The sequence below is a fragment of the Flavobacterium anhuiense genome (assembly GCF_001705175.1).
Classification (GTDB): Bacteria; Bacteroidota; Bacteroidia; order Flavobacteriales; family Flavobacteriaceae; genus Flavobacterium; species Flavobacterium anhuiense.
Window position 1 is genome coordinate 394,512 of the sequence record NZ_CP016907.1, and the last position, 26,387, is coordinate 420,898.

Consider the following 26,387-nt stretch of genomic DNA (forward strand, 5'->3'; position numbering starts at 1 on the left):
ATAAAATGAAAAAAATATTTGTTTTGATTTTTCTTCTTCTATCAATTGTTACATTTTCACAAACCAAAAAAGAGAATCCAATTGATGTTTTAGAATCAAAATATCTTAATAAAGACAATATTTCTAATGCCGACATGTGCAATTGCACCATACAAGCTCGTGAATCTTGGGACAAAGAATTGAACAAATATTACAATTTATTGAAAACGAAACTCCCAAAAGAAGCCTTTGAAACTTTGAAGGAATCTCAAAAACAATGGCTTGTTTATCGCTATAAAGAATATAGCTTTATTTCGAAATACTTTTACGAAGTAAAGCAAGGAACCATGTGGTATGCTGTTGCCGAAAATTTGCTTTTATTTACTTATTCTATTTTGCAGTAGTTTCTAAAATGCAAGTATTAGGACATTGATTTAAGGAAATTATTTGTTTGTCAAAAACCTCAAGAAACAAAGCTCCTCCATTAGTTTTGTATTCTTTTACTGGCGCACTAAAATTATTTTTTTCAAAAACACTGATACGTCCATCACCTGGAACTGCAAAATAAATACGATTGTCTGAAGTAATTTTAGCATCGGCCAAATTAAGAGTCGACGAGTAACTTTTGGTTGTAACCTCTGTAAAATTTTCATAATTAACATCTGATTGAAAACCAAAATTGGTGCTTACAAAGAAACTTTTATCTTCTGATAAAGCAAATAATCTACTGTCGGCAACAGACTCATTCCAAAGTAAATCTGTAGTGACTTGATCTCCGTTTATATTCAGTCTTCTAATTGCCGAAGAACTTCCATATTCACGTCCATCACCATCTAAAATGAAAAAGTAATTATCTTTTCCATAAAATAATTTTGCATTTGAAGCAGCGCCAAAAGAACCATTTCTGTTTAAAACCTTATCATTTTCAACATTATAAACAAAAAGGCCTCCAATTTCTGCATAAGGGTGTTTCTCTATAAATAAGATGTGTTCATTTATTGGAATTGCAGTTAAGATATCGTAATCTGTCTTAAGGTTTATAGTTTTCTTAATCTGATGTGTTTTTAAATCTACTAAAAAGACATTTCCATTTATACTTGGAACATATAAGTCTTTCACTCCATTATACTCACCAATAGAGCAAAAGAATATGTAGCCATTTGTTGAAATCTTAGTACTGGTGAGGGAATTTATATCGTAAAACACAATTTCGCCTTCATTATTAATAATGATCATCTCATTTTCAACGTATGGATTTTTAAATGTTTGCCCAGGTCTAAATTTCAAACTTCTAGGATTATCTATCAATCCTAAATTTTTGCTCCAAATTGTTTTTCCATTTATAACTTTAGACACGGCATAATATACTATTTGATCTGTATATTGAGCAGTATCAGAAATACTATTTTCGTTTTGAATAGTAATACTCTTAAGTTTGTTTTTATCATTCATAACATCTTCATGAGATAAAAACGGACTACTCAAGGCATAAACTTTATAACTTTCAAAACCAGCATTAGAGTCTTTATCCCAGGTTACTTTCAAACTCCCATCTGCTGACTTTTCTACAGATGTAATTGCAAATGACAAATCCTTATTTTCGAAAGATAAATGGTTTTTACTTACTACAGCTATAACATTCTTTTCTTCATTCAAGTATTCTGTAACAACAGCATACATTACAAAAGAATTATAGGGCACTTTTGTGTCGATAAAACTTGTAGTCCTATTATTTGTAGCTTCAAATACAAGCTCTCCCAAACCTACAACTCCTTCTGGTATAAAAGATTCATTATTATAAGTATCAAATCGATAGACTTTATAACTCTTAAATTTTTCTATGAAAACAGGTTTCCAATGTACCTCTAACTGATTTTGATTTCCTTCTAAACTTATTAATTCGGTTTGTGGCTCGAATACTGCATTTTCAGGAATTGGATCTTCGTCATTGGAGCAATTAATAAATAATAATAAAATAAAAAAACAATAAAAGAGCTTTTTAAACTGATTGATATTCATATTTCTTATTGGTTGTAGTATTACTATAGTAGGATCGAATTAAGCGCCGAAGTTATAAAATTTATCCTCTTACTTCTTTTCTTATTATTAAATATTTTCATTCAAAAAAATATCCCTGTTTTCTTGCCCAATTGAAGTAAAAAAGAATGCATTAGATCAACTTCAATTTTTATAATAAAAGCGTATGATAAAATACCTTTGTCTCTTTGTTACTAACAACCTTTGCCCCTTTCTTCAAAATTCCCTACTTTCGCCTATTAATCAAGAAAGGAAAAAATGAAGGTCTGTATTGCTGAGAAACCAAGTGTAGCGCGTGAAATTGCATCTGTTTTAGGCGCCAATACCAAGCACGATGGTTATTACGAAGGCAATGGCTATGCTGTGACTTACACTTTTGGGCATTTATGCACCTTAAAAGAACCCAATGATTACAAACCGCACTGGAAAAGTTGGGATCTGAATAATCTGCCAATGCTTCCTGAAAAATTTGAAACCAAAGTGGTTCAGAATTCAGGAATCCAGAAACAGTTTAAAATTATTAAAAGCCTTTTCGAAAAAGCCGACGTGGTCATAAACTGCGGGGATGCTGGACAGGAAGGAGAACTGATTCAGCGCTGGGTAATGAACGAGGCGAATTACAAAGGCGAGATTCAGCGTTTATGGATTTCGTCACTTACAACTGAAGCCATCAAAGAAGGTTTTGAAAACTTAAAACCATCAGCCAATTACGATAATTTATATTACGCCGGATTTTCCAGAGCCATTGGCGACTGGCTATTGGGCATGAATGCCACACGTTTGTATACCGTAAAACACGGCGGCTACAAACAGGTTTTGTCTATTGGGCGCGTGCAAACGCCAACGCTGGCAATGGTTGTAGATCGTTTTAGAGAAATCGAGAACTTTAAGCCTCAGCCGTATTGGGAATTGCAGACATTGTATAGAGAAACACTTTTTAGCTATGAGGAAGGTCGGTTTCTAAATAAAGAAGACGGAGAAATTGTAGCCGCAAAAGTAAAAGAAAGTGATTTTGAAATTGTTTCTGTGGATAAAAAGAACGGAAACGAATATGCTCCAAAACTTTTTGATTTAACAGGTTTGCAGGTATATTGCAATCAGAAATTTGGGTTTTCGGCAGAAGAAACGCTGAAAATTGCGCAGACTTTGTACGAGCAGAAAGTAATTACTTATCCCAGAGTAGATACAACTTTTTTGCCCAATGATATTTATCCGAAAGTGCCTGGCATTTTGCAGAAATTGACTAATTATGCAGAATTGACCCAGCCAATTTTGGAGAAAAAAATCAAGAAATCGCCAAAGGTTTTCAACGATAAAAAAGTAACCGATCACCATGCGATTATTCCAACGGGAATTCAAAACAATCTACCGTTCAATCAGCAGCAGGTTTATGATATTATTACAAGACGTTTCATTGCTGTTTTTTATGATGATTGTCTCGTTGCCAATACAACCGTAATCGGAAAAGCTGCCGATGTAACTTTTAAAGCAACAGGAAAAGAAATCCTTAAAAAAGGTTTCCGCGTTGTTTTTGAAGATCCAAATGCGAAGGAAAAAGAACCTGATTTATTGCCGAGTTTTACTGTGGGCGAAAAAGGGCCACATGAACCGTCTTTTCTGCAAAAAGAAACTAAACCACCCAATCAGTTTACCGAAGCGACTTTATTGCGTGCGATGGAAACCGCGGGAAAACAAGTTGACGATGAAGATTTACGCGAATTGATGAAAGAAAACGGAATCGGGCGTCCGTCAACTCGTGCGAATATTATTGAAACGCTTTTCAAGCGCCAGTATATTGTTCGAAATAAAAAACAGGTTTTACCCACTTTAACTGGAATTCAATTGATTGATACGATTCAGAACGAATTGGTAAAATCGGCTGAACTTACCGGAACATGGGAAAAACAGCTAAAGGATATAGAAAAAGGAACTTTCACCGCTGCGGCATTCATTAGAAACATGAAACGCATGGTGGAAGCTTTAGTGTATGAAGTGCGAAGCGAAACCAAACATGCTAATATTTCTCATGCTGCAACGATTCAGAAACCCGTTGTAAAAGCAGAAAAAGAGAAAAAAAAAGCTTCTGGAATTTCTGCAGAAACTTGTCCGAAATGTCAAAAAGGAAATATACTGAAAGGAAAATCGGCTTTTGGATGCAGCGAATACAAATCGGGTTGCGATTTTGTATTGCCTTTTGTTTTTCACGATAAAAAAATTACAGAAAGCCAGTATTTACGATTGGTTCAAAAAGGTTCAACTGTAAATATAAAAGGTTTCAAAACTGATTCTGGAACTGTTGAAGGTTTAATCCGTTTTGAGGAAAATTACAAACTGAAATTAGAGCCAAAGAAAACAGATAAAAAAACCGAAGCAAAAGAAAATTCAGATGCTTTGATGTGTCCGAAATGCAAAAAAGGGACTATTCTAAAAGGCAAAACGGCTTATGGCTGTGCCGAATACAAATCGGGCTGTGATTTTAAGGTTACTTTTGATGAAGTTCGAGCAAAATTAAAAGACCAAAAGCCAACTAAGGAATTGGTGTATTCTATTTTGAGCGAAAGCTTTTAAGTTTTTTTAGCCACGAATTCACGAATTAATTTTTAAAAATTACTGTGTCTATATTATTTGCCACAGATTGAGCGGATTAAAATGATTCTTTACTCTGTGCATTTTACCAATAATTACATAAATTTTTTCTCGCAGATTTAGCAGATTTGACAGATTTTTATAATGCAGAGTACAAAATAAAGCTGCTAAATCTGCGTGAGACAAAATCATTTTAATCCGCTCAATCTGTGGCTAAAAATAATTTTGCTTTCAATAATAACTCGAAAAATTCGCAGAAAACTTCCATTCCTTTTATCAAGAAAAATTCGTGAATTCGTGGCTAAAAAAAAATTCATACATTAGTACCACATTACCAAACCAAAATATCAAAAAATATGTTTCAGAAAATTACTCTTTTAGCTCTTGTATTAGCCGCAGTTTCTTGCCAGAAAAAAGAAACGGTTGAAAAAGATAAAATCAAAAAAGCCGACTGGTTAATTGGGAATTGGGAAAATAAATCTCCTGAAGGCGTTTTATCTGAAAACTGGCAAAAGTTAAATGACAGTACTTTCAGCGCTTCTTCTTATTTCATTAAAGGAAAAGACACTTTACATTTTGAGACTATTATTTTGGCTCAGCTAGGCGAAACGCTTACTTACAAAGCAACTGTAAAAGGGCAAAACGACGACAAACCTGTTTTCTTCCCTTCAACTTCTGAAACAGAACAAAAATTGGTTTTTGAAAATCTGAAACACGATTATCCTCAAAAAATCACTTATACAAAAGGTGCCAATAATACTTTGACAGCAGAGATTTCTGGAAATCTGAACGGTAAACCAAGTTCGGAGAAGTTTGTGATGACGAAGAAGTAATACTATACATACTTATTTTAAAACATGAGCTACGATCTGTACTTTTTCACGAGCAAAGAAAATCCAATAACTTTTGAGGAAATTGAGAATTATTTATCTTTTAATTTAGTTCCAGAAGAGAACAATCAATGGTTTTTTCATAATCCTGATAGCGAAGTATATTTTACTTTTTTAAAAACAGAAAATGATGAAGAAAATACCGAAAGTTTTCAAAATTTAAAAGATGTAGGTATTTCTTTCAATCTAAATTTTTTACGCCCTAGTTTTTTTGGAATTGAAGCTTTTAAATTTGTAGAAAAATTAATTAATGATTTGGATTTATATGTTTTCAATCCGCAATCTGAAAACGAAAAACCATACAAACCAACTCAAAAAGAATTGTTTGACAATTGGAACAGTACAAATTTGAACGCAAGTTCCATTCATTTTTCTGATCAAAACACTTATTTGGAAATTGAAAAGTCAAATCAAATTTGGAGCTATAATGTTGAACGAAATTCAATTCAACAAAAATTAGGGAATGGATATTTTGTTCCTAAAATGTTTTTCTTTAAAACTAAACAGAATAACGAGGTTGTAACTGTTTCAAGTTGGACAGAACATATTCCAAATATAATTCCCCCTGCTGATTATTTTTTATTGACCAAAGTTCAAAAAAAATGGTTTAGAACCAAAACAGAAAATGCCTTGATTTCTAGGGAAAAATTATTGTCCACTTTTGGCTACTATCTTGACGATTATGATTTTGCAGGTTGCAAAATCATTCATCCTGAAAATGCACAAAAAATCAAAACCCTCTTTAATAACATTTCCTCAGACTTAAATCTAGAAACTTTTGCTGAAAGAATTCAAATTGAAAGCTTATTTAATTCCAAATAATAAGTATAAAAAAACTTAGAACCTCAGCATCTCAGTCCCGATAGTTATCGGGATAGCAACTTAAAAAAACTACTCATTCTCCCCGATCTTATTCACCATAAAAATCATCAGAATACCTAAAAGCGCCATAATAAGAAACGCCCATTTCATGCTTAAATATTCGGAGATAAAACCAACCATTGGCGGAACCAATAAGAATCCTAAATAACCAATTGTAGATATTGAAGTTAATGCAGAACCTGTGCTTAATTTAGATGATCTTCCGGCAATGCTAAACACCAACGGAACTACGCAAGAAACCCCAAATCCAATTAAAACGTAACCGAAAATAGTTGGGTAAGCATACGGCATGATAAAACAAATTCCGAAACCTGCTGTTATTAATATTCCGCTGTAAAGGAGGATTTTTTTAGTTCCAAATTTCATTACGCCATAATCCCCAAAAATACGTCCTAAAGTTACTGCCGAAGCAAAAAACACGAATGCAGCACTAGTTAATTTGGGAGAAGCTTTTAGGATATTTTCGAAATAAATTCCGCTCCAATCGTACATCGTATTTTCGCAAGCCATTGACACGAAGCAGATCAAGGCAAATTTTACCAGATTCTTTTCTGGCATAGAGAAGAACTTCTTTTTAACCGGAACAGGTTCGTTGTGAATACTCATTGGGTAAAAACAAGCCGTCAGCGCCAACATAAAAATACTCACTCCTAATAAATGATGAGATGGTGCAATATGCTGCGTTACCATTACATACCCTAAACCTGCACCCGAAAAAACGGCAATACTCCAAACGGCATGAAAACGCGTAATAATCGATTTTGGATATAATTTCTGCACTTCAAGAGATTGTGCATTTATAGACAAATTGAAAATATTTCGAGAAGCTCCAAAAAATAAAAGTATAATAACCAGCTGCCAGACAAATGCTGCCAGACCTGGCAATGACAGCGCAACATTAAACATAACTGCTCCAAGCAACATGATATAACGACTGCTGTATTTATTTAACAGCTTTCCGGTAAATGGCATTGTAAGCATTAGCCCTATTGGGAAAGCAAATAAAACAGCTCCGAATTCGGCTTCAGAAAGTTTCAATTGGGCTTGTATATGCGGAATTCTGGAAACCCAAGAAGAATAACCGAAACCAGAAAGAAAGAAAAAAACTGTATTGGCAATACGATATCCTCGAGGCGTATTCTGAATCTTTTTAAAGAATGGTAAAATCATGAAATCGTTTTTCAGACTGCAAAATTAAGCCTTTTTAAAGTTTATCTCACTACAACTTCTAATAAGAATTTTGATTAATCGCTCTAAAATCAACATTTAACAATTTCATTCATAAATGATAAAAAAATAAAATTGTTAAAGTTATTTTAATTTCTACATTTGCACTGTTTTTATTTATTCTAAATAAAATTATTATCAACCAAATTTAAAATAGTAATGAATTATCTCAGTTTGAAAACTTCGCGTTTTCTATTTTCAATCAGCTTTCTATTTTCGTTTTTATCTGCCTTTGCACAAAACCATGGAAAAATTAAAGGAACAATTGCAACATCTGATGGCGATGCCGCTGCTGGTGTAAATATTATCCTCAAAAACACTAAATATGGCACCGTTTCTAATGATGACGGTTCTTTTGACTTCAATAAAGTAAAAGCCAATTCTTATACCTTACAAGTATCTTTAACCGGTTATGAAACTTTAGAAACCGAAATTACGGTTACAGAAAATGAAACTACTACAGTTAATTTACAACTGAAAGTTTCAAACAAAGAATTAAAAGAAGTTATCATTAGCAGTCCAAAAAGCATTGTTTCCAAAAAAACAGATTATGTTGCTAGAATGCCCCTTAAGAATCTGGAAAACCCACAGGTTTATAGCATAATCCATAAAGAACTTTTACAGGAACAAGTTGCGGTAGACATTAGAAGTGCTGTGCAAAACTCTCCTGGAGTAGTTTCAATTAGTTATCCATCCGGAGGAGTTGGCGTAATTTTTAGAGGATTTTCTACAGGAATAAATGCTAGAAACGGAATGGAAACGGTTTCGGGGCGTTCTTCTGTTGATCTTGGAAATGTAGAACGCATTGAAATCCTAAAAGGCCCGTCTGGAACTCTATTTGGTTCAACTGTATCTTCATTTGGAGGCGTTGTAAATTTAGTGACTAAAAAACCACACGAAACTACTGCTGCCGAAATCTCATACACAACCGGAAGCTATGGCTTAAATCGTTTAACGGCTGACGTTAATACTCCGCTAAACAAAGATAAAAGTGTCTTGTTCAGAATAAATATGTCTGTTAACAGAGAAAAAAGTTTTCTTGATTATGGTTTCAATAATGCTTTGCTTTTTGCCCCTAGCCTTACTTACAAAGCTTCTGAAAAGCTTACTTTCAATATTGATGCTGAACTTTATAATGTAAACAATACAAGACGCACTTATAATACTTACGCTGCAAATTCTGGAATTACAAATCCGAATGACTTAAAGATAGATTATAGAAAATCTATGTTCCATGATGATAATGATGCTAAAACAAAAGCAACAAAAGTTTTTGCTCAGGCCGAATATGAAATATCAGAAAACTGGAAATCTACTACTGTATTTTCATTTGTTGGAGAAGATGTAGAACGCAGTTATCAGAGTTATGCCGTTTGGAGTTCGCCAACTCAAGTCGCTAGAAGAGTTGGTCTTTGGGGACCGATTTATAATAACTACACTAACATTCAGGAAAACTTAAACGGAAAATTCTCGACTGGAAACATTAAGCACAAATTTCTTGCGGGTATAAACTATCGACTTTACAGCGGTGCCTTTTCTGGAGGAAGTACTTTTACTCTTGACAATATTGATGTTACTGCACCATTTACTCCTATTAGAAGAAAAGCTGTAGATGCTGGTCTGGTTCTTACAACCTCTCCTATTGCAGATCAAAAAACATTTAGTGTGTATGCGTGTGATGTCATCAATTTTACAGATCGTCTTTCGGCTATGTTGAGTTTGCGTCTGGATAATTTTGACCGTGAAAAAGTAGGAACCGTTGAAGGTTACAATCAGACAGCTTTGGCTCCAAAGCTTGGATTGGTTTATGAATTGGTTAAAGACCAAGTTTCTGTATTTGGAAATTACATGAATGGCTTTCAAAACATGCAGCCTGTAACACAGCCAGATGCTTCGATATTTGTTTTGGATCCTATTTATGCAGTTCAATATGAAGGAGGTATTAAAGCCGAAGCTTTCAATAAAAAACTGACTGGTTCTGTGAGTTATTACAATATTACAATCGATAATGCGACAAGAGTAAATGCTACAGGTTTTACAGAACAAGATGGCAAGCAAGTCAGTAAAGGTTTTGATTTTGAGTTAATGGCCACTCCTATCAACGGATTAAGCATTGTCGCTGGTTATGGCTATAATGATAACAGAATTGTAAAAGCTTCTGACACATCAATCGAAGGAAATAAAGCGACAGGTTCTCCTGAAAATGTGGTGAACTTTTGGACTTCTTACACCTTCCAAAATAAACTAAAAGGGCTTGGTTTAGGTTTTGGCGCCAATTATGTAGACAAAAATTTCTTTACAGCAGATAATACTTTTTATATGCCTTCTTATACAACTCTTAACGGATCTGTTTATTATGATCGTACATCATGGAGAGTTGGCCTTAAATTTAATAATATAACTAACGAAAAATACTGGGATTTCTGGGGTACATCACAAGCTCCGACAAATATTCTGGCTAGTTTAACAATTAAATTTTAAGTCAGAGTTTTAATTTAAGCAAAAGCATCTCAGCATAAAACTTGAGGTGCTTTTTTGTATGATTTTATTTTTAATTATTCTAAATAAAACTTATGTTTGTGAAAAATATCAATTAATAATTTAAAACTCGATCTTATGAAATCAAATACTTTAAAAACAGTAAGCTTTTTATTTCTAATGCTTTTTGCTGCACCTCAACTTTTTGCTCATGCTCTTTGGATCGAAACTAAAGCAACAGGAACAAAAGGAAAAGCTCAAGAAATTTCTGTTTACTTTGGAGAGTTCTCTGATAACGACATTACAAAAGCCGATAAATGGTTTTCTGATTTAAAGGATTTCTCTTTAGTGGTAATTTCTCCTTCAAAAAAAGAGACTAAATTAACTTCTAAAGCTCTAGACAATAAATACCAAGCGTTTTTTACACCAGATGAAGATGGGGTCTACACGATTGTAATGCATCATACTGTAAAAGATGTTTATGGCACGATGAAATTAGATTACAATTCTAGTGCAAACGTTGTGGTTGGCAATAAGGCTGCAGGAAATACTATTACTTCTAACACCAACAAAATTGCTGTTTTCTCAGAAAATGCGGATGTAGCCAAAAAAGATACTAAAATTACTGGCGTAGCCTCTTATGACGGAGCGATTGCAAAAGAAGCTAAAGTTAAAGTAATTGCGCCAAACGGATGGGAAAAAGAGTTGTGGACAAACGATAAAGGAGAATTTTCTTTTACGCCTATCTGGTCAGGAAATTATATGGTAGAATATGCTCATACAGACAAATCATCTGGTGAACACAACGGAAAAAAATACGATGAAATCTGGAAAATGGCTACTTACCAAATTGTAGTAAAATAATTTTTCGTTCATTCTGAGATTTAAATTCAATTTAAAGCCTTGCTGCGGAGCAAGGCTTTTTAGTTGTTATTTATACTAAATTAAAATAATAACTAAAAATTCTTAAGGAAATCTTAAGGAAAAAATAATAAACATTTAAGAAATAAAAATGGTTCATAATTTTCTGTTAAAGAATCTGTGTCTTTATATTTGCACTCGATAATTTTTATTGAATCTAAATAAATACCATGAAATATAATTTACTATTTGCATTAGGATTATTAAGTTTTGCCTCTTACGGTCAAGATTATTCAAGCAATGAAACGACTTCATCTGTTACTGATACTGTAAAAAATAAAAAAGGAGAAATTCTAAACGAAGTTCTGGTTACCAAAACAAAAGAGCCGAAACCAGTAACTGCAGTTCGCTCTGGATTAAAACCAATGGATAATCCTCAAAGCATTCAAGTAATTGGTTCTGAAATTATCGAACAGCAGCAAGCTATCAGATTAAGCGAAGTTCTTAAAAATGCTAATGGTGTATATGTAAGTTCTGCTCGTGGAGGTGCTACAGAATCTTTTTTCTCAAGAGGATATGACATGTCGGCAAACAATATGTTCAAAAATGGTTTTCGTTATAATTCAGGTTCAATTCCTGATGTTTCTGGCTTAGATAAAGTAGAATTTTTAAAAGGTGGTTCTGCCCTATTATTTGGAAATGTTACTCCAGGAGGAATTTTAAACTTAGTAACCAAAACGCCTCAATTCAAAAGTGGAGGTGAAATCTCAATGCAAATGGGAAGCTACGCTTACTATAAACCAGCATTTGATTTTTATGGAGGCCTAAATAAATCTATTGCATTTAGAATTAATGGTTCTTATGAGAATTCAGAGAGTTTTAGAGATGTTGTAAAAAATGAACGTTTATACATCAACCCATCGTTACTTTTCGTAATCAGCCCTAAAACACAAATTACGGTTCAAGGTGACTATTTAAGCGCAGATTGGACGCCAGATTTTGGAACCGGAATTATCGGAAAAGAAATCTTAGACTTACCTCGCAATGCTTTCTATGGAGCACTTTGGTCAAATGGTACTACTAAATCTTCTAGTGCATCGGTTTTATTAAATCACGATTTCAATAAAAACTGGAAACTGAACTTCAATAGTTCTTATCAGACATACAAAAGAACACAAAAATCTACAGCCCAACTATCTAATTTAGATGACAGCAAAATATATCCAACTCCAGGTTACTGGAATAGAGGATTAACTCAAGGAAAAAACTTAGAGCAAATTTTAGGAGATCAATTAAGCTTACAAGGAAACTTTAATACAGGATCTGTAAAACATCAAATTTTTACTGGTGTAGATTGGGAAAACTCATTTGCAACAGCTTATACTTACGCTTTTAGTGAAGAAAAAGTAAAAGTAAACGGTAAATATGATCCTAGTCTTTATGACACGATTTATCTTTTTGATTTTGATCCGTCAACGCAAAGAAATGATATTCCAAATGCAAGAGCAACACAAATCGGAAAAACAGAAACAAATCGTTTCGGGGTTTATTTCCAGGATTTAATTTCGGTTACAGATAAATTTAAAGTACTTGCTGGAATTCGTTGGTCATGGCAAGAAGCTGAAGTAACAACATATAAAGAGACTTCTACCGGAGCAGGAAATCCTGAAAAAGCAACACCAACTGTTGCTCCAAAGCGTTTAGACAATGCGTTTTCTCCAAAAGTAGGATTAGTATATCAGCCTTTAAAAGACATGTCATTATTTGCTAGTTACTCTAGTTCATTTACACCAAATACAGGAACAACAATTGACTTGCAACCATTAGAAGCTTCTATTATAGATCAATATGAAGCTGGAATCAAAAAAGATTTCTGGAATGGTGCCTTAAGTACAAATGTAACAGTTTACCAAATCACAAATAGCAATTTAGCGCAAACTGCAGAGTATAATACTGATGGATCTCTTAATACAGATACAACTAAAAAAACTTTAGGCGGCGGAACAAAAAGTAAAGGAGTTGAAATTGATATTACCGCAAAACCTACTGAAGGATTAAGCATCATTGGAGGTTACAGCTATAATGATATGCGTTATACTAATACATCTGGGACTAACGGAAGTTTTGTTGAAGGAGATCGTGTAGTGAGAACGCCAGTAAATACAGCCAATTTAAGTTTCTTCTATACGTTGCCATCTGGCGTCTTAAAAGGTCTTTCTTTTGGAGCTATCGGAAACTATATTGGAGACCGTTTGGGCGGATGGAATGATGATTATGTTTGGACTGCTGTTAAACCTACACCAACAAATCCTAAACCTGACCCTGCATATACCGTAACGATTAGAGATCGCGATATTCCATTAGAAGGTTATATTACAATCGATGCATCTGTTGGATATACTTGGAGAAAATTCTCAATTCTTTGCAAATTATCAAACATTACAAACGAATTAAATTATACAGTTCACGAAAACTATAGTGTGAACCCAATTGCTCCTCGTCAGGTTATGACAAGCTTGCGATACAAGTTCTAAAATATTGAATTAGATGTTTTTTTGATTTATCCCGAGATTTTCCTGTCTTCTCAAAAACAGAAAAATCTTGGGATTTTTATTTTACATCCGATACTAATTCAATTAACACTATTTTTGTTAGCAATAATATTCCCTAAAAAAATCAAAAATGTCAGATTCCAAGAAAAACCAATTGCAAAAAAGTTTAGGCCTTAGTTTTAATATAGCCGTTTTAATTGGAGGAACAATCGGTGTTGGGATCTTAAGAACGCCTGGAACTATTGCAGAAATGCTAAACAATTATTGGCTGATTCTTGCTTCTTGGCTATTTGGAGGTTTGTATGTTTTATTGGGAGCTAATTCGTATTCAGAACTGGCGACAATGCTGCCAAAAGCTGGTGGGTCTTACAATTATATAAAAAGAGCTTTGGGCGAGTATGCTGGATTTCTTTCTGGCTGGTACGATTATATTGTAAATGCCATTCCTCCTGCCTTTTATTGCATTGTAATTAGCGAATACACTAGCATTCTATTTCCACAATTGGCCAATTATGCAACAGTAATGTCCATTTCTTTATTAATAGCATTTGTATTGCTACATTTAAGTGGTGTAAAAAACGGAAGCTTGATTCAGCAGATTACTAGTTTATTAAAAGTGATTTGTTTTGTGGCTTTGGTTGTGGCTTGTTTTATGTATTCTGGAGTTGAAGTTCCGTCAATTAAAACCGATAATTCCATTTTTCAAATTGGACTTATTTTTGGATTTTTCAAATCATTACAGCTTATTATCGGGACTTACAATGGCTGGAATGCTGTATGTTTTTTTGCTGAAGAAAATGAAAATCCAAACAAAAATATTCCGAAATCTTTATACAGCGGAGTTTTACTTGTTGTAGCCATTTATATTTTGGTAAATGCTGCATTTTTTCATGTACTGCCAATCGAAACACTAGCAAAATCTAATCTTGCCGCTGCTGATGTTGCTAAAATTCTTTTTGGCGAAAGCGGAGCTAAAATCGTAACGGTAATTTCGATTTTCTCTTTAATCAGTATTTTGAATGCCTTTATGATGATTCCTCCAAGAATATTGTACGGATTAAGCCGTGACGGATTTTTTATCGAAAAAGGAACTCAAGTAAACAAAGGCGGAACACCAATTGTAGCGCTTTTGGTTTCATCATTTTTTAGCTTGTTTTTAATCTGCATTGGTTCTTTTGAAGTTTTGTTTTCATTCGCCGCTTTTATCTCCATAATCGTTTGGGGACTTGCCTATTATTCCCTTTTAAAACTAAGAACCTCTGAACCGCATTTACCAAGACCTTACCGCTCTTTCTGGTATCCGTGGACCACAATAATTGCCTTAATATTTTCTATTGCATTACTTGCTGGATTTATTTACAGCGATCTAAAAAGCTTTATTATAATTGTAGGTATTGTGATCGCTTCTTATCCTTTGTTTTTAGTTTTGAAGAAAAAACAAAAGTAATACAAAACTTACTTTTATTTTGTTTTTTAATAAAATGCACTATTTTTGCATTTAACAATATGAAACATGAATTACAACTTATCATTTCAGGAAAGAGCAAAGTTAAGCATGGAGCAATTATCCAAGCAGCAGCCAGTTACCTTAGAAGAAGCCAAAGCTCAAGTACAATGGCTAAAGAATTCAAGCATTTCAAAAAACAAGAAAAAGAGACCTTAGAAAGATTTATAGAATTAAATAATCTTTGGATTCTAGATATTAATCTTGAAGATTACCTCTCTGAAGGAGCAGAGCAAAAAGTCTATCTAAAAGATGGAAAGCATGTAATCAAACTTAATGATTCTATTTATTACAATTCCTGGATAGATTACTTCAATAATTTATTGTTAAATAACTTCTTTTTTCCAGATACTGCATACAATTTACTAGGCTTTTTCAAAAACGAAGATATTATATATGCAGTTGTTGACAACCTTTTGTAAAAGCAACTGAACCAACAGATTTAGAAGTTGTAAAAAGTTTATGCTTGTAAACGGTTTTCTAAATACCAAAAACAATGATTATTATAATCCCGACCTAGGAATTATTCTTGAAGATCTTCACGACGAAAATGTATTGACAGAAAATGGTATTCTCCAATTTATAGATACCGTTTTCTATATAAAAGATAATTTTTACGAGAATTAAAAAAATAATTTCGTAAAAAAAGAGAACTTCTACTGACATAACGTTGTCACTTCATGCCATTTAATTTGCATAACAAAACACAAAAAAGATGAGCAAATTAGATTTAACCAAAACAGACAAAACGTACTATAATGCCAAAATCAACCCCGAAATTGTCTTTATAGAAAAAGCGAATTATATATCGCTTACAGGTCAAGGTGATCCTTCTGGAAAAGATTTTTCAGAAAAAATTCAAGCATTATACACCACGGCGTATGTCATTAAATTTATGCATAAAGCGATGGATAACGATTTTGTTGTTCCAAAACTAGAAGCATTGTGGAGTTTTGATACTGAAAAATACGCATCAATCTCAATGGATGAAGCTCCACTGAAAATACCTCGCGCTGAATGGAATTACAGGATCATGATTAGAATGCCCGATTTTGTAACTCGAGAACAAACCGAAAAAGCTATTGCCATTGCGGTCAATAAAAAACAAAATGAATTAGCCAAAGCAATTGAATTCTTTGAAATGGAAGAAGGCAAAGTAATTCAAGTTCTTCATATTGGCCCTTTTGATACAGAACCGCAAACACTAAAAAAAATTCTAGAATTTAGTATTGAAAATAATCTACAACAAAACGGGTTGCATCATGAAATTTATCTTTCAGACTTTCGTAAAACAGCTCCCGAGAAATTAAAAACAATACTGAGAGAACCTGTCAAATAGTTTTTTTATTAGCCACGACTCGAGCGAAAGCGAACAGGCGAAGCAATTTGTGGCTAATAAAAAAAAGACCTAACAGGTTTTAAAAACCTGTTAGGTCTGCTTATAAAAAGAAATATTTCTTATTTCAAACCAGCCAAACTCTGCTCGATTGTAGCAATTTTTGCTAAAGCATCAGCTTGTTTTTGTTTTTCTAAATTAAGTACTTTCTCCGGAGCTCCGTTAACGAATTTCTCATTTGAAAGTTTCGCTTCAACCGATTTCAAGAATCCTTTTGTATAATTCAATTCTTCTGTCAGTTTTGCAATTTCTGCTTCAACGTCAATATTTCCAGTAATCGGAATGAAATATTCATTAGATTTTACACGGAAAGACAAAGCGCCATCAACTTTTTCAGAAACATATTCGAAAGCAGAAACGTTTCCTAATTTCGTGATGATTGAATCAAAATAAGTAGAAACATTTTCGCTATTGATTCCTTTTAATTCAATTGCATCTTTAAATGGAATATTTTTATCTTTTCTGATGGTTCTAATTCCTGAAATTACTTCAATAGAATTTTCGAAATCAGCAATTAATTTTGCATCAAACGGTTTTACTTCTGGCCAAGTCGAAACAATTAAAGCTTCTTCTGGAGTTCTTTCCGTAATCAACTGCCAAATCTCTTCTGTCAAGAAAGGCATAAACGGATGCAATAACTTCAAGTTGTTTTCTAACATTTCGATCGCTTTCGAGAAAGTTACGCTATCAATTGGCTGTTGGTAAGCCGGTTTAATCATTTCTAAGAACCAAGAACAGAAATCATCCCAAACCAATTTATAGATTGCCATCAATGAATCTGAAATTCTGTATTTCTCAAAATTATCCTCAATATCAACCAAAGTCTGCTGTAATTTCGCTTCGTACCATTCTATTGCTACTTTTGATGATTCTGGCTGTGCGATAGTTTCAGAAACTTCCCAACCTTTAATCAATTTGAAAGCATTCCAGATTTTGTTTGAGAACGCTTTTCCTTGAAGGCATAACTCTTCATCAAACATAATATCGTTTCCTGCAGAAGCACTTAAAAGCAATCCTACACGAACACCGTCGGCACCAAATTTCTCGATCAAGTCTAAAGGATCTGGAGAATTCCCTAATGATTTAGACATTTTACGGCGTTGTTTATCACGAACTAAGCCAGTTAAATATACATTAGTAAATGGTTTTTCACCTGCATATTCGTAACCTGCAATGATCATTCTTGCCACCCAGAAAAATAAAATATCTGGACCTGTTACTAAATCATTTGTTGGATAATAGTATTTAAAATCTGGACTTTCTGGATCCATAATACCACCGAAAACAGACATTGGCCATAACCAAGAAGAAAACCAAGTATCTAATGCGTCAACATCTTGTTTTAAGCTGTCGGTTGTTAGTTGAGGGTTGTTGGTTTTTTCTTTTGCTAATGCTAACGCATCTTCGATGTTTTCTGCAACTACGAAATCTTCTTTTCCGTCACCATAATAGTAAGCCGGAATTTGTTGTCCCCACCATAACTGGCGAGAAATATTCCAATCGCGAATGTTGTTTAACCAATGCGCGTAAGTGTTTTCGAAACGTTTTGGATGTAATTTAATATCTCCTGTTTCTAAAACCGATTTAATTGCTGGTTTTACCAATTCTTCCATTTTCAAGAACCATTGGTCAGATAATCTTGGTTCGATTACGGCTTTTGTTCTTTCAGAAGTTCCCACTTTATTTAAGTGTGTTTCTGTTTTTGCTAAAGCACCGATTTCTTGAAGTTCTTTTTCAATTTCCTTACGAACTACAAAACGGTCTTTTCCTTGATAGTGCAATCCGAAGCTGTTTAAAGTTGCGTCTTCGTTAAAAATATCAACGATTTCTAAGTTGTGTTTCTCACCCAACGTTTTGTCGTTCATATCGTGAGCAGGCGTTACTTTCAAACATCCTGTTCCGAATTCAATATCAACATATTCGTCTTCAATAATTGGAATAACTCTTCCGCAAATTGGAACAATTGCTTTTTTACCTTTTAAATGTGTAAAACGCTCATCGTTTGGATTGATACAGATAGCAGTATCTCCGAAAATAGTTTCTGGACGCGTTGTGGCAATGGTCAAGAAATCTTCTGAACCTTCAATTTTATATTTTAAGAAAAATAATTTTCCTTGCTGTTCTTCGTAAATTACTTCTTCGTCAGAAAGAGTAGTTTTTGCTTCTGGATCCCAGTTTACCATACGGTATCCTCTGTAGATTAATCCTTTGTTGTATAAATCCACAAACGATTTAATTACAGATGCAGACATGTCTGGATCCATCGTGAATTTAGTACGTTCCCAATCGCATGAAGCTCCTAATTTCTTAAGCTGCTCCAAGATTGTTCCGCCATATTTATCTGTCCATTCCCAAGCATGTTTTAGGAATTCTTCGCGGGTCAAATCGTTTTTATTGATTCCTTCAGCTTTTAATTTCGCTACCACTTTTGCTTCAGTAGCAATAGAAGCGTGGTCTGTTCCAGGTACCCAACAAGCGTTGAATCCTTTTAGACGTGCTCTACGAATTAAAACATCCTGAATCGTATTATTCAACATATGTCCCATGTGAAGGACTCCAGTGACGTTTGGCGGTGGGATTACAATGGTGTACGGTGTTCTATGATCTGGTTCTGAATGAAAATAGTTATTTTTCATCCAGTAATCATACCATTTACTCTCAATCGTCTTAGCGTCAAATTGTGCTGGAATTGTCATTTATATATGTTTAATCGTTTACTTTTTTGTTGATTCGTTTAATCGTTAAATTGTTTAATCGCTTGTTTTTTCGTGAAATCAATTTAAGGTAAATCGGTTAAACGATTAAACAGTTAAGCACATAAGCGAAACTTTGGTTCAGTTTTTGTATTTTATTAGCTGACAGCAAAAGTAAATAATTAAGTAGACTATAAAAAGAGAAATAATAATTTGTGTGTTAATTAAAAGAATGTATATTTACTTACAATTAAAAAAAGATTTCATATGAAAAATGCAGCCTCTTTTATTGCAGTCTTATTGTTTAGTGCAATAAGTTATGCGCAAAATGGCCCAAAAATTGAATTTGCAGCCCCTGATAATACAATTGATTATGGAAAAATTTCTAAAAGTGACAATGGGCTTCGTTCATTTGAATTTACCAACACTGGAGATGCTCCTTTATTAATTACAGGTGCAGAATCTACAGTAAGTTCAATTATTGTGACTAAACCTGCGGCAGCCATTATGCCAGGCAAAAAAGGAAAAATCGATGTAAAATATAATATGGTCGCAGGACCTATCCGTAAAACTATTACTGTTGAAACAAACGCAGTAAACTATCCTGACGGAAGAGTAGCTCTTAAAATTAAGGGTGAAGTTCAATAAGAATCAAATAATCTAAAATAACAAAAGCCGTTTCTAAATCTAGAAACGGCTTTTTATTTTGCAAAGCATCTTGCTTCTCAAATCTTTCTTCTTTTATTTCTTCTCAGCGCATTCAGCGGTATCAAATTTATACTTTACGCTTTCAAAGTCAATTGGTTTGTCTTTTACTAAATAAGTAACTCCCATTGTTGTCTGCATCGTTCCGTTTCCTAAAATAAGCTGATTATTGCGTTTTAAAAGTGCCATCGGATTTTTGAATGTTTTGTCCCCGTTTACGTTGTCTTTAAAAGTATAATCTACAAACAGCGTATCTCCATGAAACTCTCCTGCAACTTCACCCGTTCTAACAGTTGAAGGCGCCACTCTCATAACCATATCTCCAGATAATTTTCCGTTTTTTAAAGTATTTAATTTTAAATCTATCGTATCCTTTTCATAAATTGCTTTGTAACATGCCGTGCTTACTATTGTTTCACCTTCTGCTTTTGCAGCTTCAGCGGCTTTTTGTTTTTCTTCATTTTTACAGCTTTGCAATCCGATGAAGGATAAAAGCAAACAAGATAAGGTTAGATTTCTCATAATATTTTTCATTTTTTTGATATCACCATAAAATTAAAGAAAAAGAATTTATTTCTTCAATAATTTTAATCTGTTGGTAAAAATTAATTTCAACACATAGAAACATAGTTTCAATAAATTTTAAAAGGCGTTTCACTAATTTCAATACACATAGCTATGTGTTAAAGCTAGCTTTTTCTATAATCTTAAACAAAAACAATAAAAATCTATGTTTATATGTGTTTAAATTCAATTTAACTCAAAAGGATGATTTTTATAAATTTTTAATTACAAATTCAGATCTTCTGTTTAATTCATGTTCTTCTTCTGAGCACGAGTCATCGGTTTTGCATTTTATAATTGGCACCGATTCTCCATAACCTTTTGCTGTAATTCTTTGGGCATCTATTCCCGATTGAATGATAAATTCTCTAGTAGAATTAGCTCTCTTTTGCGATAAATCTTCATTAAATTTAGCATTTCCTCTAGAATCAGTATGAGATCCTATTTCGATTTTCATTTCAGGATACTTCTTCATTAATTCGACAACTCTTCCTAGAACCACTTTTGATTCTTTACGAATGTACCACATATTATAGTCAAAGTAAATTGGATCTGTTTTGATGATCAAGCGGTCTTTGTCTTTTACAACATCTTTTTCTTTCGCTAAAATCTCTTTTACTTTTTCCTGTTTTTTAACTTCAGCTGCAACAATTGCGGCTTCTTTGGCTTTTTTCTCTTTTTCTTTTAACTCAAGGGCAACCAAAGCTTCTTTTTTCTTGTTCTCTTCTTCAATAATAATTTCCTGTTTTCTCTTATTTTCAGCAATTTGTTTTTCTTCTTTTTTGATGGCTTCTAAAGATCTCAACGCCAAAGAAGCATCATTAACTTTATCTCTAGTTTTATCTAAGGTCAATATTTTAGAAGCATTGGTATAGTTTTCTTTGAAAGCGCTTATTTTATACGAACTCTCACAGGCAACCGTAAAACTGAATTTTCCGTCAGCAGAAGTTGTGATTGTATTTAAGGTTTTATTTTCTGAATCCTGCAATAATACTGTTGCACTTTCTAGAGCCAATTGCGTATCTACATCTGTAATTGTTCCTGCAATAAACTGTTTGCAATCTTCAACGATTAGATCTTTTATTTCTTTGAATTGATAAATGTCGTCGCTTCCCTTTCCTCCTTCTCTATTTGAAGCAAAAAATCCTTCTTTGGTATTCGAATCGATATTAAACGCAAAATCATCTAAATTGGAATTTAACGGAAGCCCGACATTTACTGGTTTTGAATAGTCATTTCCATTTATTTCAGAAACAAAAACATCTAATGATCCGTAACCTAAATGTCCGTCTGATGAAAAATATAATTTATTGTCTCCCGAAGCAAAAGGAAACTGCTCTCTCTTACCGGTATTGACTTGCGGCCCTAAATTCTTTGGAGTATCAAATGCTCCTTTATTTATGTTTACCGAATAAATATCAAATGAACCCAAAGAACCTGGCATATCTGAAGCAAAATACAATACTTTTTCGTCGGCACTCAAAGCGGGATGCTCAACAGAATAATTCGGACTGTTGAATGGAAGCGATGTAATATTGGTCCATTTTCCTTCTACTAATTCTGCTTTAAAAATCTGAAGATTTGAGATTTTTTTATCGTCTTTCTTCTTCTTGCCATTTTTAGAATTGTTTCTCGTAAAATACATCGTTTTGCCATCTTTTGTAAAAACTGCATTCGATTCGTGCATTCCAGTTTTTAATTCTTTAGCAAAATAATGAACGATAGAATCTGCCGAATTGATGTTTTTTAAAGGAATTGAAACTAAATTCAAATAGGTTTCGTTATCCCATTTGTATTTTTTATCGAATAAACCAGGTTTCAATTTAACTCCTGCAAAAACTAGATTTTCTTTGTATTTAACTGCTCCAAATTCAGAATTTGGCGTATTTATAGCAAGGTTTTTAATTTCAAAACGCTTACCGATCGCAGTAACATTTTCTAAAGTTTTAAGTTCTTTTTCAAATTTGGTAAGATCTTCTGGATTACTAGATTTAGCATAATATTCTTTTAAATTGGCATTTGCGTCATCGTTGCTATTTGTTGCTTTTAACGTTTGTGCGTATCTAAAATAATATTCTCGGTCTAAATTATTGCTGTAATTGCCAATCAGAAGACGATAATAACGCTGCGCTTTAACCAAATCATTGGTATAGAAATAAGAATCGGCCAAGTTTTTAATGACTTCTTCAGAAGGTCTTTCGTCGGCTAATTTTTGGTATAAAATAATGGCTTCGCTGTAATACGTTTTATCAAAAAAACGTTTTGCTCTAATCAATTCTTGATCCTGTGCACTTATAAACTGTATTGAAAATACGAATATAATAACGAGTAGTTTTTTCATATTTTTCATTTTAGAAGAATCTTGGTGATTTATCGAATCCTTTTCCTAATATATCTAAATCGAACAACAGCATTATTTCGTGTGTTCCAGAATTAAACTGACCGAAATTTGTGAGCGTATAATCATAGGCGTAACCCACTCTCAATGTCGGCGTAACATTAATATTGAATAAAGCACTAACTGAATCATCAATTCTGTAGGCAGCTCCAAATTCAAACTTTTCATTATACAAAACATTGGCTGTAACATCTAAAGTAATTGGCGCGCCTTTTACAAATTTTGACATAAATGCTGGTTTCAACTTCACCTTATCGCTAACCTGAAAAACATAACCTGCCGTTAAAAAAGTGTGTATTTCTTCAGAACCAAAAGCATTCATTCCTGATTTTTCTTCAATGTATTTTGATTTCAGCAAATTAGGCGCAGATAATCCAACATAGAGATTGTCTCTAAAATAGTAAGCTCCAACTCCAATATTAGGTTTGGTTGCATTTATATTTTCTGCAAAAGCTAAATCGGTCTGCGGATCTGTAAAACGAAATCCGTTAAAATTGGTTTGCATGGATGAAAAACCTGCTTTTAAACCTAGAGACAATTTATTTTTTCCGCCTAATTTTAAAACATATGCAAAATCGGCGTAAACATTATTTTCTTTTTTGGCGCCATCTCCAATATCATCTGAAATAAAAGAAATTCCGGCTTCTATTTTGTCATTAATCGCCGTATGTCCAAAAAACGTAAATGTTTTTGGAGCCCCATAAGCGCCCACCCATTGAGTTCTGTACAATCCACCAAAATTCATCATGGCAGGAACACCTGTCGCATAAGCAGGATTCACCACGCTCATATTATACATATAATGCGTGTATTCTGGGTCTTGCTGGGCAGAGACCGATAAATAGAAGAAGAAATTTATAAGGAGTATTATTTTTTTCATTTGAAAACTGTATTAAAATGTAAAAAGAGATTTTATCGATTTAAATAAAGACGGCCTTGTTTTGGCGGTTTATTGTCTTTATTGAAATGCAATACATAAAAATAAACTCCGTTGGGTGCGACACCTCCCGCGATACCGCTTTTTTCATAATTTTTACCGTCCCAAGCCGGTTTACTATTATCTCCTTTATACATTCCGTTTCCGTATCTATTATAAATTTCAAGTGTATAATTCGGGTATAAAAACTCAATATCTTTTATCACAAACGAATCGTTTACACCATCTCCGTTTGGTGAAAATCCGTCTGGAATAAAAAACTCGTATTGAGCCACCTCGCAGTCTTGCAAAGAGACTTTTACTTCTCTGTAACTTTCAGACAAGCATCTCGTTACTTCATTTAAATCATATCCGTAATAAGTTGCATTATGGACTAGTAATGTAGTTGAAGGCAATAAATTTCCATCTACCGCATCATACCAAGCAACGGTTGTGGGAACATTGGTTTTACTGGAAAGATCACTTATTTTCGGATTTGCCAATCCGCAGAAGTCTGGCGTTTCTGTCATTTCAGGAGCTGGCGTATCGTTTATAATTACCGAAATTTTGGCTGGTTCTGAAGTACAGCCCGCTGCTGAAGTTTCTCTAACGAAATAATCTTCTGTTTTTAAAACATAATCAACTGCTAACGGTGTTGTTGCTGTTGCCGAATTATACCATTTATATTGCGCCCCTTTTGGCTCTAAATTGGCTATTACTGCTTCATCAACTTTACAAAACTGCTGATCTGTTACAGTAGGTGCTGGCGGAATTGGATTTATTACAAAATCATCTGTAACATTGATTAAATCTACATCGCAATTTGTAACGGTATTGGTTAAATTCAATAATGTAATTTTTGTTGTTCCTGTATTTAAAAGCAATTCGGCAGGAATAATAAAATCTAATTTTCCATTTGTGACTGCTTTTGCAATAGTTTGCACAGATGAAGAATTGCTTTCAGACAACGCATAAGAAATACTGGCATTCGTTAAGCTTCCTAAACCAGAAACTGCAACAGTAACAGGCGCATTCAAACAGAAATCATTAACTTTTGCCACCACAGTTACTGCATTTGGAAGCGGATTTATATTTAAATTTCCTGCTACATTTGCCGTATTGCTGCATTGAGGCGAAGGATTTGTAATATCAGTGATGCTATAAATACTAATTACCGATAATCCGCTTCTAGTATTTAAACTTCTTGGAACTATAAAAGAAGCCTTTCCTCCAATAGATTGCATTTCTGCTGTTTCGCCAAGAGCCAAATTATCTCCATTTACGTTATAAGAGATACGGTAATTTCCATCGAGCAATTGAGGCGCTGTGACTTGAATTGTAGCATCATCATTTTGACAAATAGGAAGCGCCGATAATGTAGCATTAGTCAAACGCGGTAATGGATAAATAGTCAAAATAGTTGAAAACGGACTAAAGATATTTACACATTTTCCTTTACTTGATGTTGACACTATACGCGTAACCGTTATGGTATATTGCCCCACTTGTTTAAAATAAGAAGATCGAATTGGAAAGTTAAATTCTCCATTTGCAAAATTTCCTCTTACAGTTTCAGATCCAGACGCTCCCGGTCCGACAACACTAAAACTAACGTCGTATACTCCATTAGTTATAGAGTCTGGTCCTTGCGTAATTTTTGCCGAATACGTTGCTGTGGCAATTTCCGATTCGCAGATATCTTTGCTAACTGCGATTTTTGACCCTGTAAAATCGAGTCTTTTTTCGAGCAATATTTTTACAGTAGCATTATCATCAGGACATATAAAGCTGTTAGGAACAGCTAAAACAGTATACGTATAAGAATATTCTCCTGGGCCATTTGCGTCAAATAATTCTTGAAGGTTAATAGTATGATCAGTGGGCGATGTTATTCCGATACCTGTCCATGTTCCATCTGGGTCTTCACCAGTAAGCCTATCATTTAAATTCAAATCGGTATATGCTGCCAAATCGGTTGTGCCGCACAACTCCAAATGCTGTGGTTCTCCTGCTTCTGGAGCTATATAAATAGTTACTTGCACATTGGTAGACTTTTCGTCGGGAGAACATGCAAGCACAGCTGGCACGGTATAGATAAAGTTAAGTGTAGTTTTGGTTTTATATTGATCAATCGTTATTGAAGATTCTACGGGCTCTCCTTTGTCAGTCTTAAATGTCCCGTTTACATGTGGTCCCATTACTTTACTGTCAAAAGCCGTAAAAAGATTAAAAGTTCGATTTTTATTACAAACTGTAGCTTCCGAACCAACTCCCACATATGCACCTATCGTAATTGTAACTACAGCTTTATTATCTGTACATCCTGAAGTCGCTGGGGCAGTATAAGTATAATAATACGTTCCACCACCAAGAATAAGTTGCGCGTTCAAAATACCATTCACAGCATCTAAACCTTGCTTGCTGCTTCCTGTCCATGTTCCGCCAGGAACTGGAGAACCTCCTAATAAAGAAAATAAATTTACCGATTGATAAATTGGATTAGAGACGTCACAAATTAATTCATTTGTATTATCATCACCAGCACATTGTGCCGTTAGTTTTGAAGAAATGAGGGTAAAAAAAATAAAAAACAATACAAAACAGTGGTAGCTAATGTAGTTTTTTGCCATAGATCAAATTTTTTACTAAACATAAGAAAATATTTAACAAAAAACACGCTTTTTAGTAAACTTATTTTCACAAAAAGTAAACATTTCTA

19 protein-coding genes are annotated in these 26,387 nt (G+C 33.7%); 12 read left to right on the forward strand and 7 right to left on the reverse strand.

Annotated features, from left to right (window positions below; genetic code table 11):
* The first annotated feature begins 5 nt into the window (after nucleotides 1-5).
* Nucleotides 6-383 carry a lysozyme inhibitor LprI family protein gene (locus tag BB050_RS01680; RefSeq protein WP_066032364.1) on the forward strand — a complete coding sequence of 126 codons (378 nt, stop codon included), beginning with the start codon at nucleotides 6-8 and terminating at the stop codon, nucleotides 381-383.
* On the opposite strand, the gene BB050_RS01685 is transcribed toward BB050_RS01680, so the two are convergent.
* Nucleotides 370-1,998 (reverse strand): fibronectin type III domain-containing protein, encoded by a 1,629-nt coding sequence (locus BB050_RS01685; protein ID WP_066032365.1) that lies wholly within the window; start codon nucleotides 1,996-1,998, stop codon nucleotides 370-372. The genes BB050_RS01680 and BB050_RS01685 overlap by 14 nt on opposite strands.
* A 276-nt stretch (nucleotides 1,999-2,274) precedes the next feature.
* Here BB050_RS01685 and BB050_RS01690 point away from each other — a divergent pair, with 276 nt between their 5' ends.
* The 3 genes from BB050_RS01690 (at nucleotide 2,275) to BB050_RS01700 (ending at nucleotide 6,314) form a co-directional block, all read left to right on the forward strand.
* Nucleotides 2,275-4,584 (forward strand): type IA DNA topoisomerase, encoded by a 2,310-nt coding sequence (locus BB050_RS01690; RefSeq protein WP_066032366.1) that lies wholly within the window; start codon nucleotides 2,275-2,277, stop codon nucleotides 4,582-4,584.
* A gap of 374 nt (nucleotides 4,585-4,958) precedes the next feature.
* A complete protein-coding gene (locus tag BB050_RS01695; protein ID WP_066032367.1) occupies nucleotides 4,959-5,435 on the forward strand; it encodes a DUF6265 family protein in 477 nt (158 codons plus the stop codon).
* Between the two features lie 24 nt (nucleotides 5,436-5,459).
* Entirely contained in the window at nucleotides 5,460-6,314 is an 855-nt protein-coding gene (locus BB050_RS01700) for a hypothetical protein (RefSeq protein WP_066032368.1), read from the forward strand.
* Nucleotides 6,315-6,383: 69 nt separating this feature from the next.
* Here BB050_RS01700 and BB050_RS01705 read toward each other — a convergent pair whose 3' ends face one another.
* Complete coding sequence (locus BB050_RS01705) at nucleotides 6,384-7,544, reverse strand: MFS transporter (RefSeq protein ID WP_066032369.1); 1,161 nt, start codon at nucleotides 7,542-7,544, stop codon at nucleotides 6,384-6,386.
* A gap of 216 nt (nucleotides 7,545-7,760) precedes the next feature.
* On the opposite strand from BB050_RS01705, the gene BB050_RS01710 reads away from it, so the two are divergent.
* The 7 genes from BB050_RS01710 (at nucleotide 7,761) to BB050_RS01735 (ending at nucleotide 16,335) form a co-directional block, all read left to right on the forward strand.
* Nucleotides 7,761-10,082 carry a TonB-dependent siderophore receptor gene (locus BB050_RS01710; RefSeq protein WP_066032370.1) on the forward strand — a complete coding sequence of 774 codons (2,322 nt, stop codon included), beginning with the start codon at nucleotides 7,761-7,763 and terminating at the stop codon, nucleotides 10,080-10,082.
* A 135-nt stretch (nucleotides 10,083-10,217) separates the two neighbouring features.
* Nucleotides 10,218-10,943: a DUF4198 domain-containing protein gene (locus BB050_RS01715; protein WP_066032371.1), complete on the forward strand. Its 726-nt coding sequence runs from the start codon at nucleotides 10,218-10,220 to the stop codon at nucleotides 10,941-10,943.
* A gap of 227 nt (nucleotides 10,944-11,170) precedes the next feature.
* Complete coding sequence (locus tag BB050_RS01720; protein ID WP_066032372.1) at nucleotides 11,171-13,474, forward strand: TonB-dependent siderophore receptor; 2,304 nt, start codon at nucleotides 11,171-11,173, stop codon at nucleotides 13,472-13,474.
* A gap of 148 nt (nucleotides 13,475-13,622) precedes the next feature.
* On the forward strand, nucleotides 13,623-14,939 hold the full coding sequence (locus BB050_RS01725) for an APC family permease (RefSeq protein WP_066032373.1): 1,317 nt from the start codon (nucleotides 13,623-13,625) through the stop codon (nucleotides 14,937-14,939).
* 59 nt (nucleotides 14,940-14,998) lie between these two features.
* A complete protein-coding gene (locus tag BB050_RS22175; protein WP_250637244.1) occupies nucleotides 14,999-15,418 on the forward strand; it encodes a putative polyvalent protein kinase domain-containing protein in 420 nt (139 codons plus the stop codon).
* Nucleotides 15,419-15,458: 40 nt separating this feature from the next.
* A complete protein-coding gene (locus BB050_RS22180; protein ID WP_250637245.1) occupies nucleotides 15,459-15,623 on the forward strand; it encodes a putative polyvalent protein kinase domain-containing protein in 165 nt (54 codons plus the stop codon).
* A gap of 88 nt (nucleotides 15,624-15,711) precedes the next feature.
* Complete coding sequence (locus BB050_RS01735) at nucleotides 15,712-16,335, forward strand: GyrI-like domain-containing protein (RefSeq protein ID WP_066032374.1); 624 nt, start codon at nucleotides 15,712-15,714, stop codon at nucleotides 16,333-16,335.
* A 119-nt stretch (nucleotides 16,336-16,454) separates the two neighbouring features.
* Here BB050_RS01735 and BB050_RS01740 read toward each other — a convergent pair whose 3' ends face one another.
* Nucleotides 16,455-19,088 carry a valine--tRNA ligase gene (locus tag BB050_RS01740; protein WP_066032375.1) on the reverse strand — a complete coding sequence of 878 codons (2,634 nt, stop codon included), beginning with the start codon at nucleotides 19,086-19,088 and terminating at the stop codon, nucleotides 16,455-16,457.
* Between the two features lie 264 nt (nucleotides 19,089-19,352).
* On the opposite strand from BB050_RS01740, the gene BB050_RS01745 reads away from it, so the two are divergent.
* Nucleotides 19,353-19,733, forward strand: coding sequence for a DUF1573 domain-containing protein (locus tag BB050_RS01745; RefSeq protein WP_008462293.1), 381 nt, complete (start codon nucleotides 19,353-19,355; stop codon nucleotides 19,731-19,733).
* A 93-nt stretch (nucleotides 19,734-19,826) separates the two neighbouring features.
* Here the strand turns inward: BB050_RS01745 and BB050_RS01750 are convergent, their stop codons facing one another.
* From BB050_RS01750 to BB050_RS01765, 4 genes are all read right to left on the reverse strand, one after another.
* Entirely contained in the window at nucleotides 19,827-20,312 is a 486-nt protein-coding gene (locus BB050_RS01750; RefSeq protein WP_066035074.1) for a hypothetical protein, read from the reverse strand.
* A gap of 253 nt (nucleotides 20,313-20,565) precedes the next feature.
* Nucleotides 20,566-22,695: an OmpA family protein gene (locus tag BB050_RS01755; RefSeq protein ID WP_066035075.1), complete on the reverse strand. Its 2,130-nt coding sequence runs from the start codon at nucleotides 22,693-22,695 to the stop codon at nucleotides 20,566-20,568.
* A 10-nt stretch (nucleotides 22,696-22,705) separates the two neighbouring features.
* The gene (locus tag BB050_RS01760; protein ID WP_066032376.1) at nucleotides 22,706-23,632 is read right to left on the reverse strand and encodes a PorP/SprF family type IX secretion system membrane protein; all 927 of its coding nucleotides are present in this window, start codon (nucleotides 23,630-23,632) and stop codon (nucleotides 22,706-22,708) included.
* A gap of 32 nt (nucleotides 23,633-23,664) precedes the next feature.
* The gene (locus BB050_RS01765) at nucleotides 23,665-26,298 is read right to left on the reverse strand and encodes a gliding motility-associated C-terminal domain-containing protein (RefSeq protein WP_066032377.1); all 2,634 of its coding nucleotides are present in this window, start codon (nucleotides 26,296-26,298) and stop codon (nucleotides 23,665-23,667) included.
* Between the last annotated feature and the right edge of the window lie 89 nt (nucleotides 26,299-26,387).

What these genes read in the sequence shown, in the direction of transcription:
- BB050_RS01735 (WP_066032374.1), top strand. Translation starts at nt 15,712, where the DNA reads ATGAGCAAATTAGATTTAACCAAAACAGACAAAACGTACTATAATGCC.
- BB050_RS01715 (WP_066032371.1), top strand. Translation starts at nt 10,218, where the DNA reads ATGAAATCAAATACTTTAAAAACAGTAAGCTTTTTATTTCTAATGCTT.
- BB050_RS22180 (WP_250637245.1), top strand. Translation starts at nt 15,459, where the DNA reads ATGCTTGTAAACGGTTTTCTAAATACCAAAAACAATGATTATTATAAT.
- BB050_RS01760 (WP_066032376.1), bottom strand. Translation starts at nt 23,632, where the DNA reads ATGAAAAAAATAATACTCCTTATAAATTTCTTCTTCTATTTATCGGTC.
- BB050_RS01725 (WP_066032373.1), top strand. Translation starts at nt 13,623, where the DNA reads ATGTCAGATTCCAAGAAAAACCAATTGCAAAAAAGTTTAGGCCTTAGT.
- BB050_RS01740 (WP_066032375.1), bottom strand. Translation starts at nt 19,088, where the DNA reads ATGACAATTCCAGCACAATTTGACGCTAAGACGATTGAGAGTAAATGG.
- BB050_RS01690 (WP_066032366.1), top strand. Translation starts at nt 2,275, where the DNA reads ATGAAGGTCTGTATTGCTGAGAAACCAAGTGTAGCGCGTGAAATTGCA.
- BB050_RS01700 (WP_066032368.1), top strand. Translation starts at nt 5,460, where the DNA reads ATGAGCTACGATCTGTACTTTTTCACGAGCAAAGAAAATCCAATAACT.
- BB050_RS01680 (WP_066032364.1), top strand. Translation starts at nt 6, where the DNA reads ATGAAAAAAATATTTGTTTTGATTTTTCTTCTTCTATCAATTGTTACA.
- BB050_RS01750 (WP_066035074.1), bottom strand. Translation starts at nt 20,312, where the DNA reads ATGAGAAATCTAACCTTATCTTGTTTGCTTTTATCCTTCATCGGATTG.
- BB050_RS01705 (WP_066032369.1), bottom strand. Translation starts at nt 7,544, where the DNA reads ATGATTTTACCATTCTTTAAAAAGATTCAGAATACGCCTCGAGGATAT.
- BB050_RS01765 (WP_066032377.1), bottom strand. Translation starts at nt 26,298, where the DNA reads ATGGCAAAAAACTACATTAGCTACCACTGTTTTGTATTGTTTTTTATT.
- BB050_RS01685 (WP_066032365.1), bottom strand. Translation starts at nt 1,998, where the DNA reads ATGAATATCAATCAGTTTAAAAAGCTCTTTTATTGTTTTTTTATTTTA.
- BB050_RS22175 (WP_250637244.1), top strand. Translation starts at nt 14,999, where the DNA reads ATGAAACATGAATTACAACTTATCATTTCAGGAAAGAGCAAAGTTAAG.
- BB050_RS01710 (WP_066032370.1), top strand. Translation starts at nt 7,761, where the DNA reads ATGAATTATCTCAGTTTGAAAACTTCGCGTTTTCTATTTTCAATCAGC.
- BB050_RS01695 (WP_066032367.1), top strand. Translation starts at nt 4,959, where the DNA reads ATGTTTCAGAAAATTACTCTTTTAGCTCTTGTATTAGCCGCAGTTTCT.
- BB050_RS01745 (WP_008462293.1), top strand. Translation starts at nt 19,353, where the DNA reads ATGAAAAATGCAGCCTCTTTTATTGCAGTCTTATTGTTTAGTGCAATA.
- BB050_RS01720 (WP_066032372.1), top strand. Translation starts at nt 11,171, where the DNA reads ATGAAATATAATTTACTATTTGCATTAGGATTATTAAGTTTTGCCTCT.
- BB050_RS01755 (WP_066035075.1), bottom strand. Translation starts at nt 22,695, where the DNA reads ATGAAAAAACTACTCGTTATTATATTCGTATTTTCAATACAGTTTATA.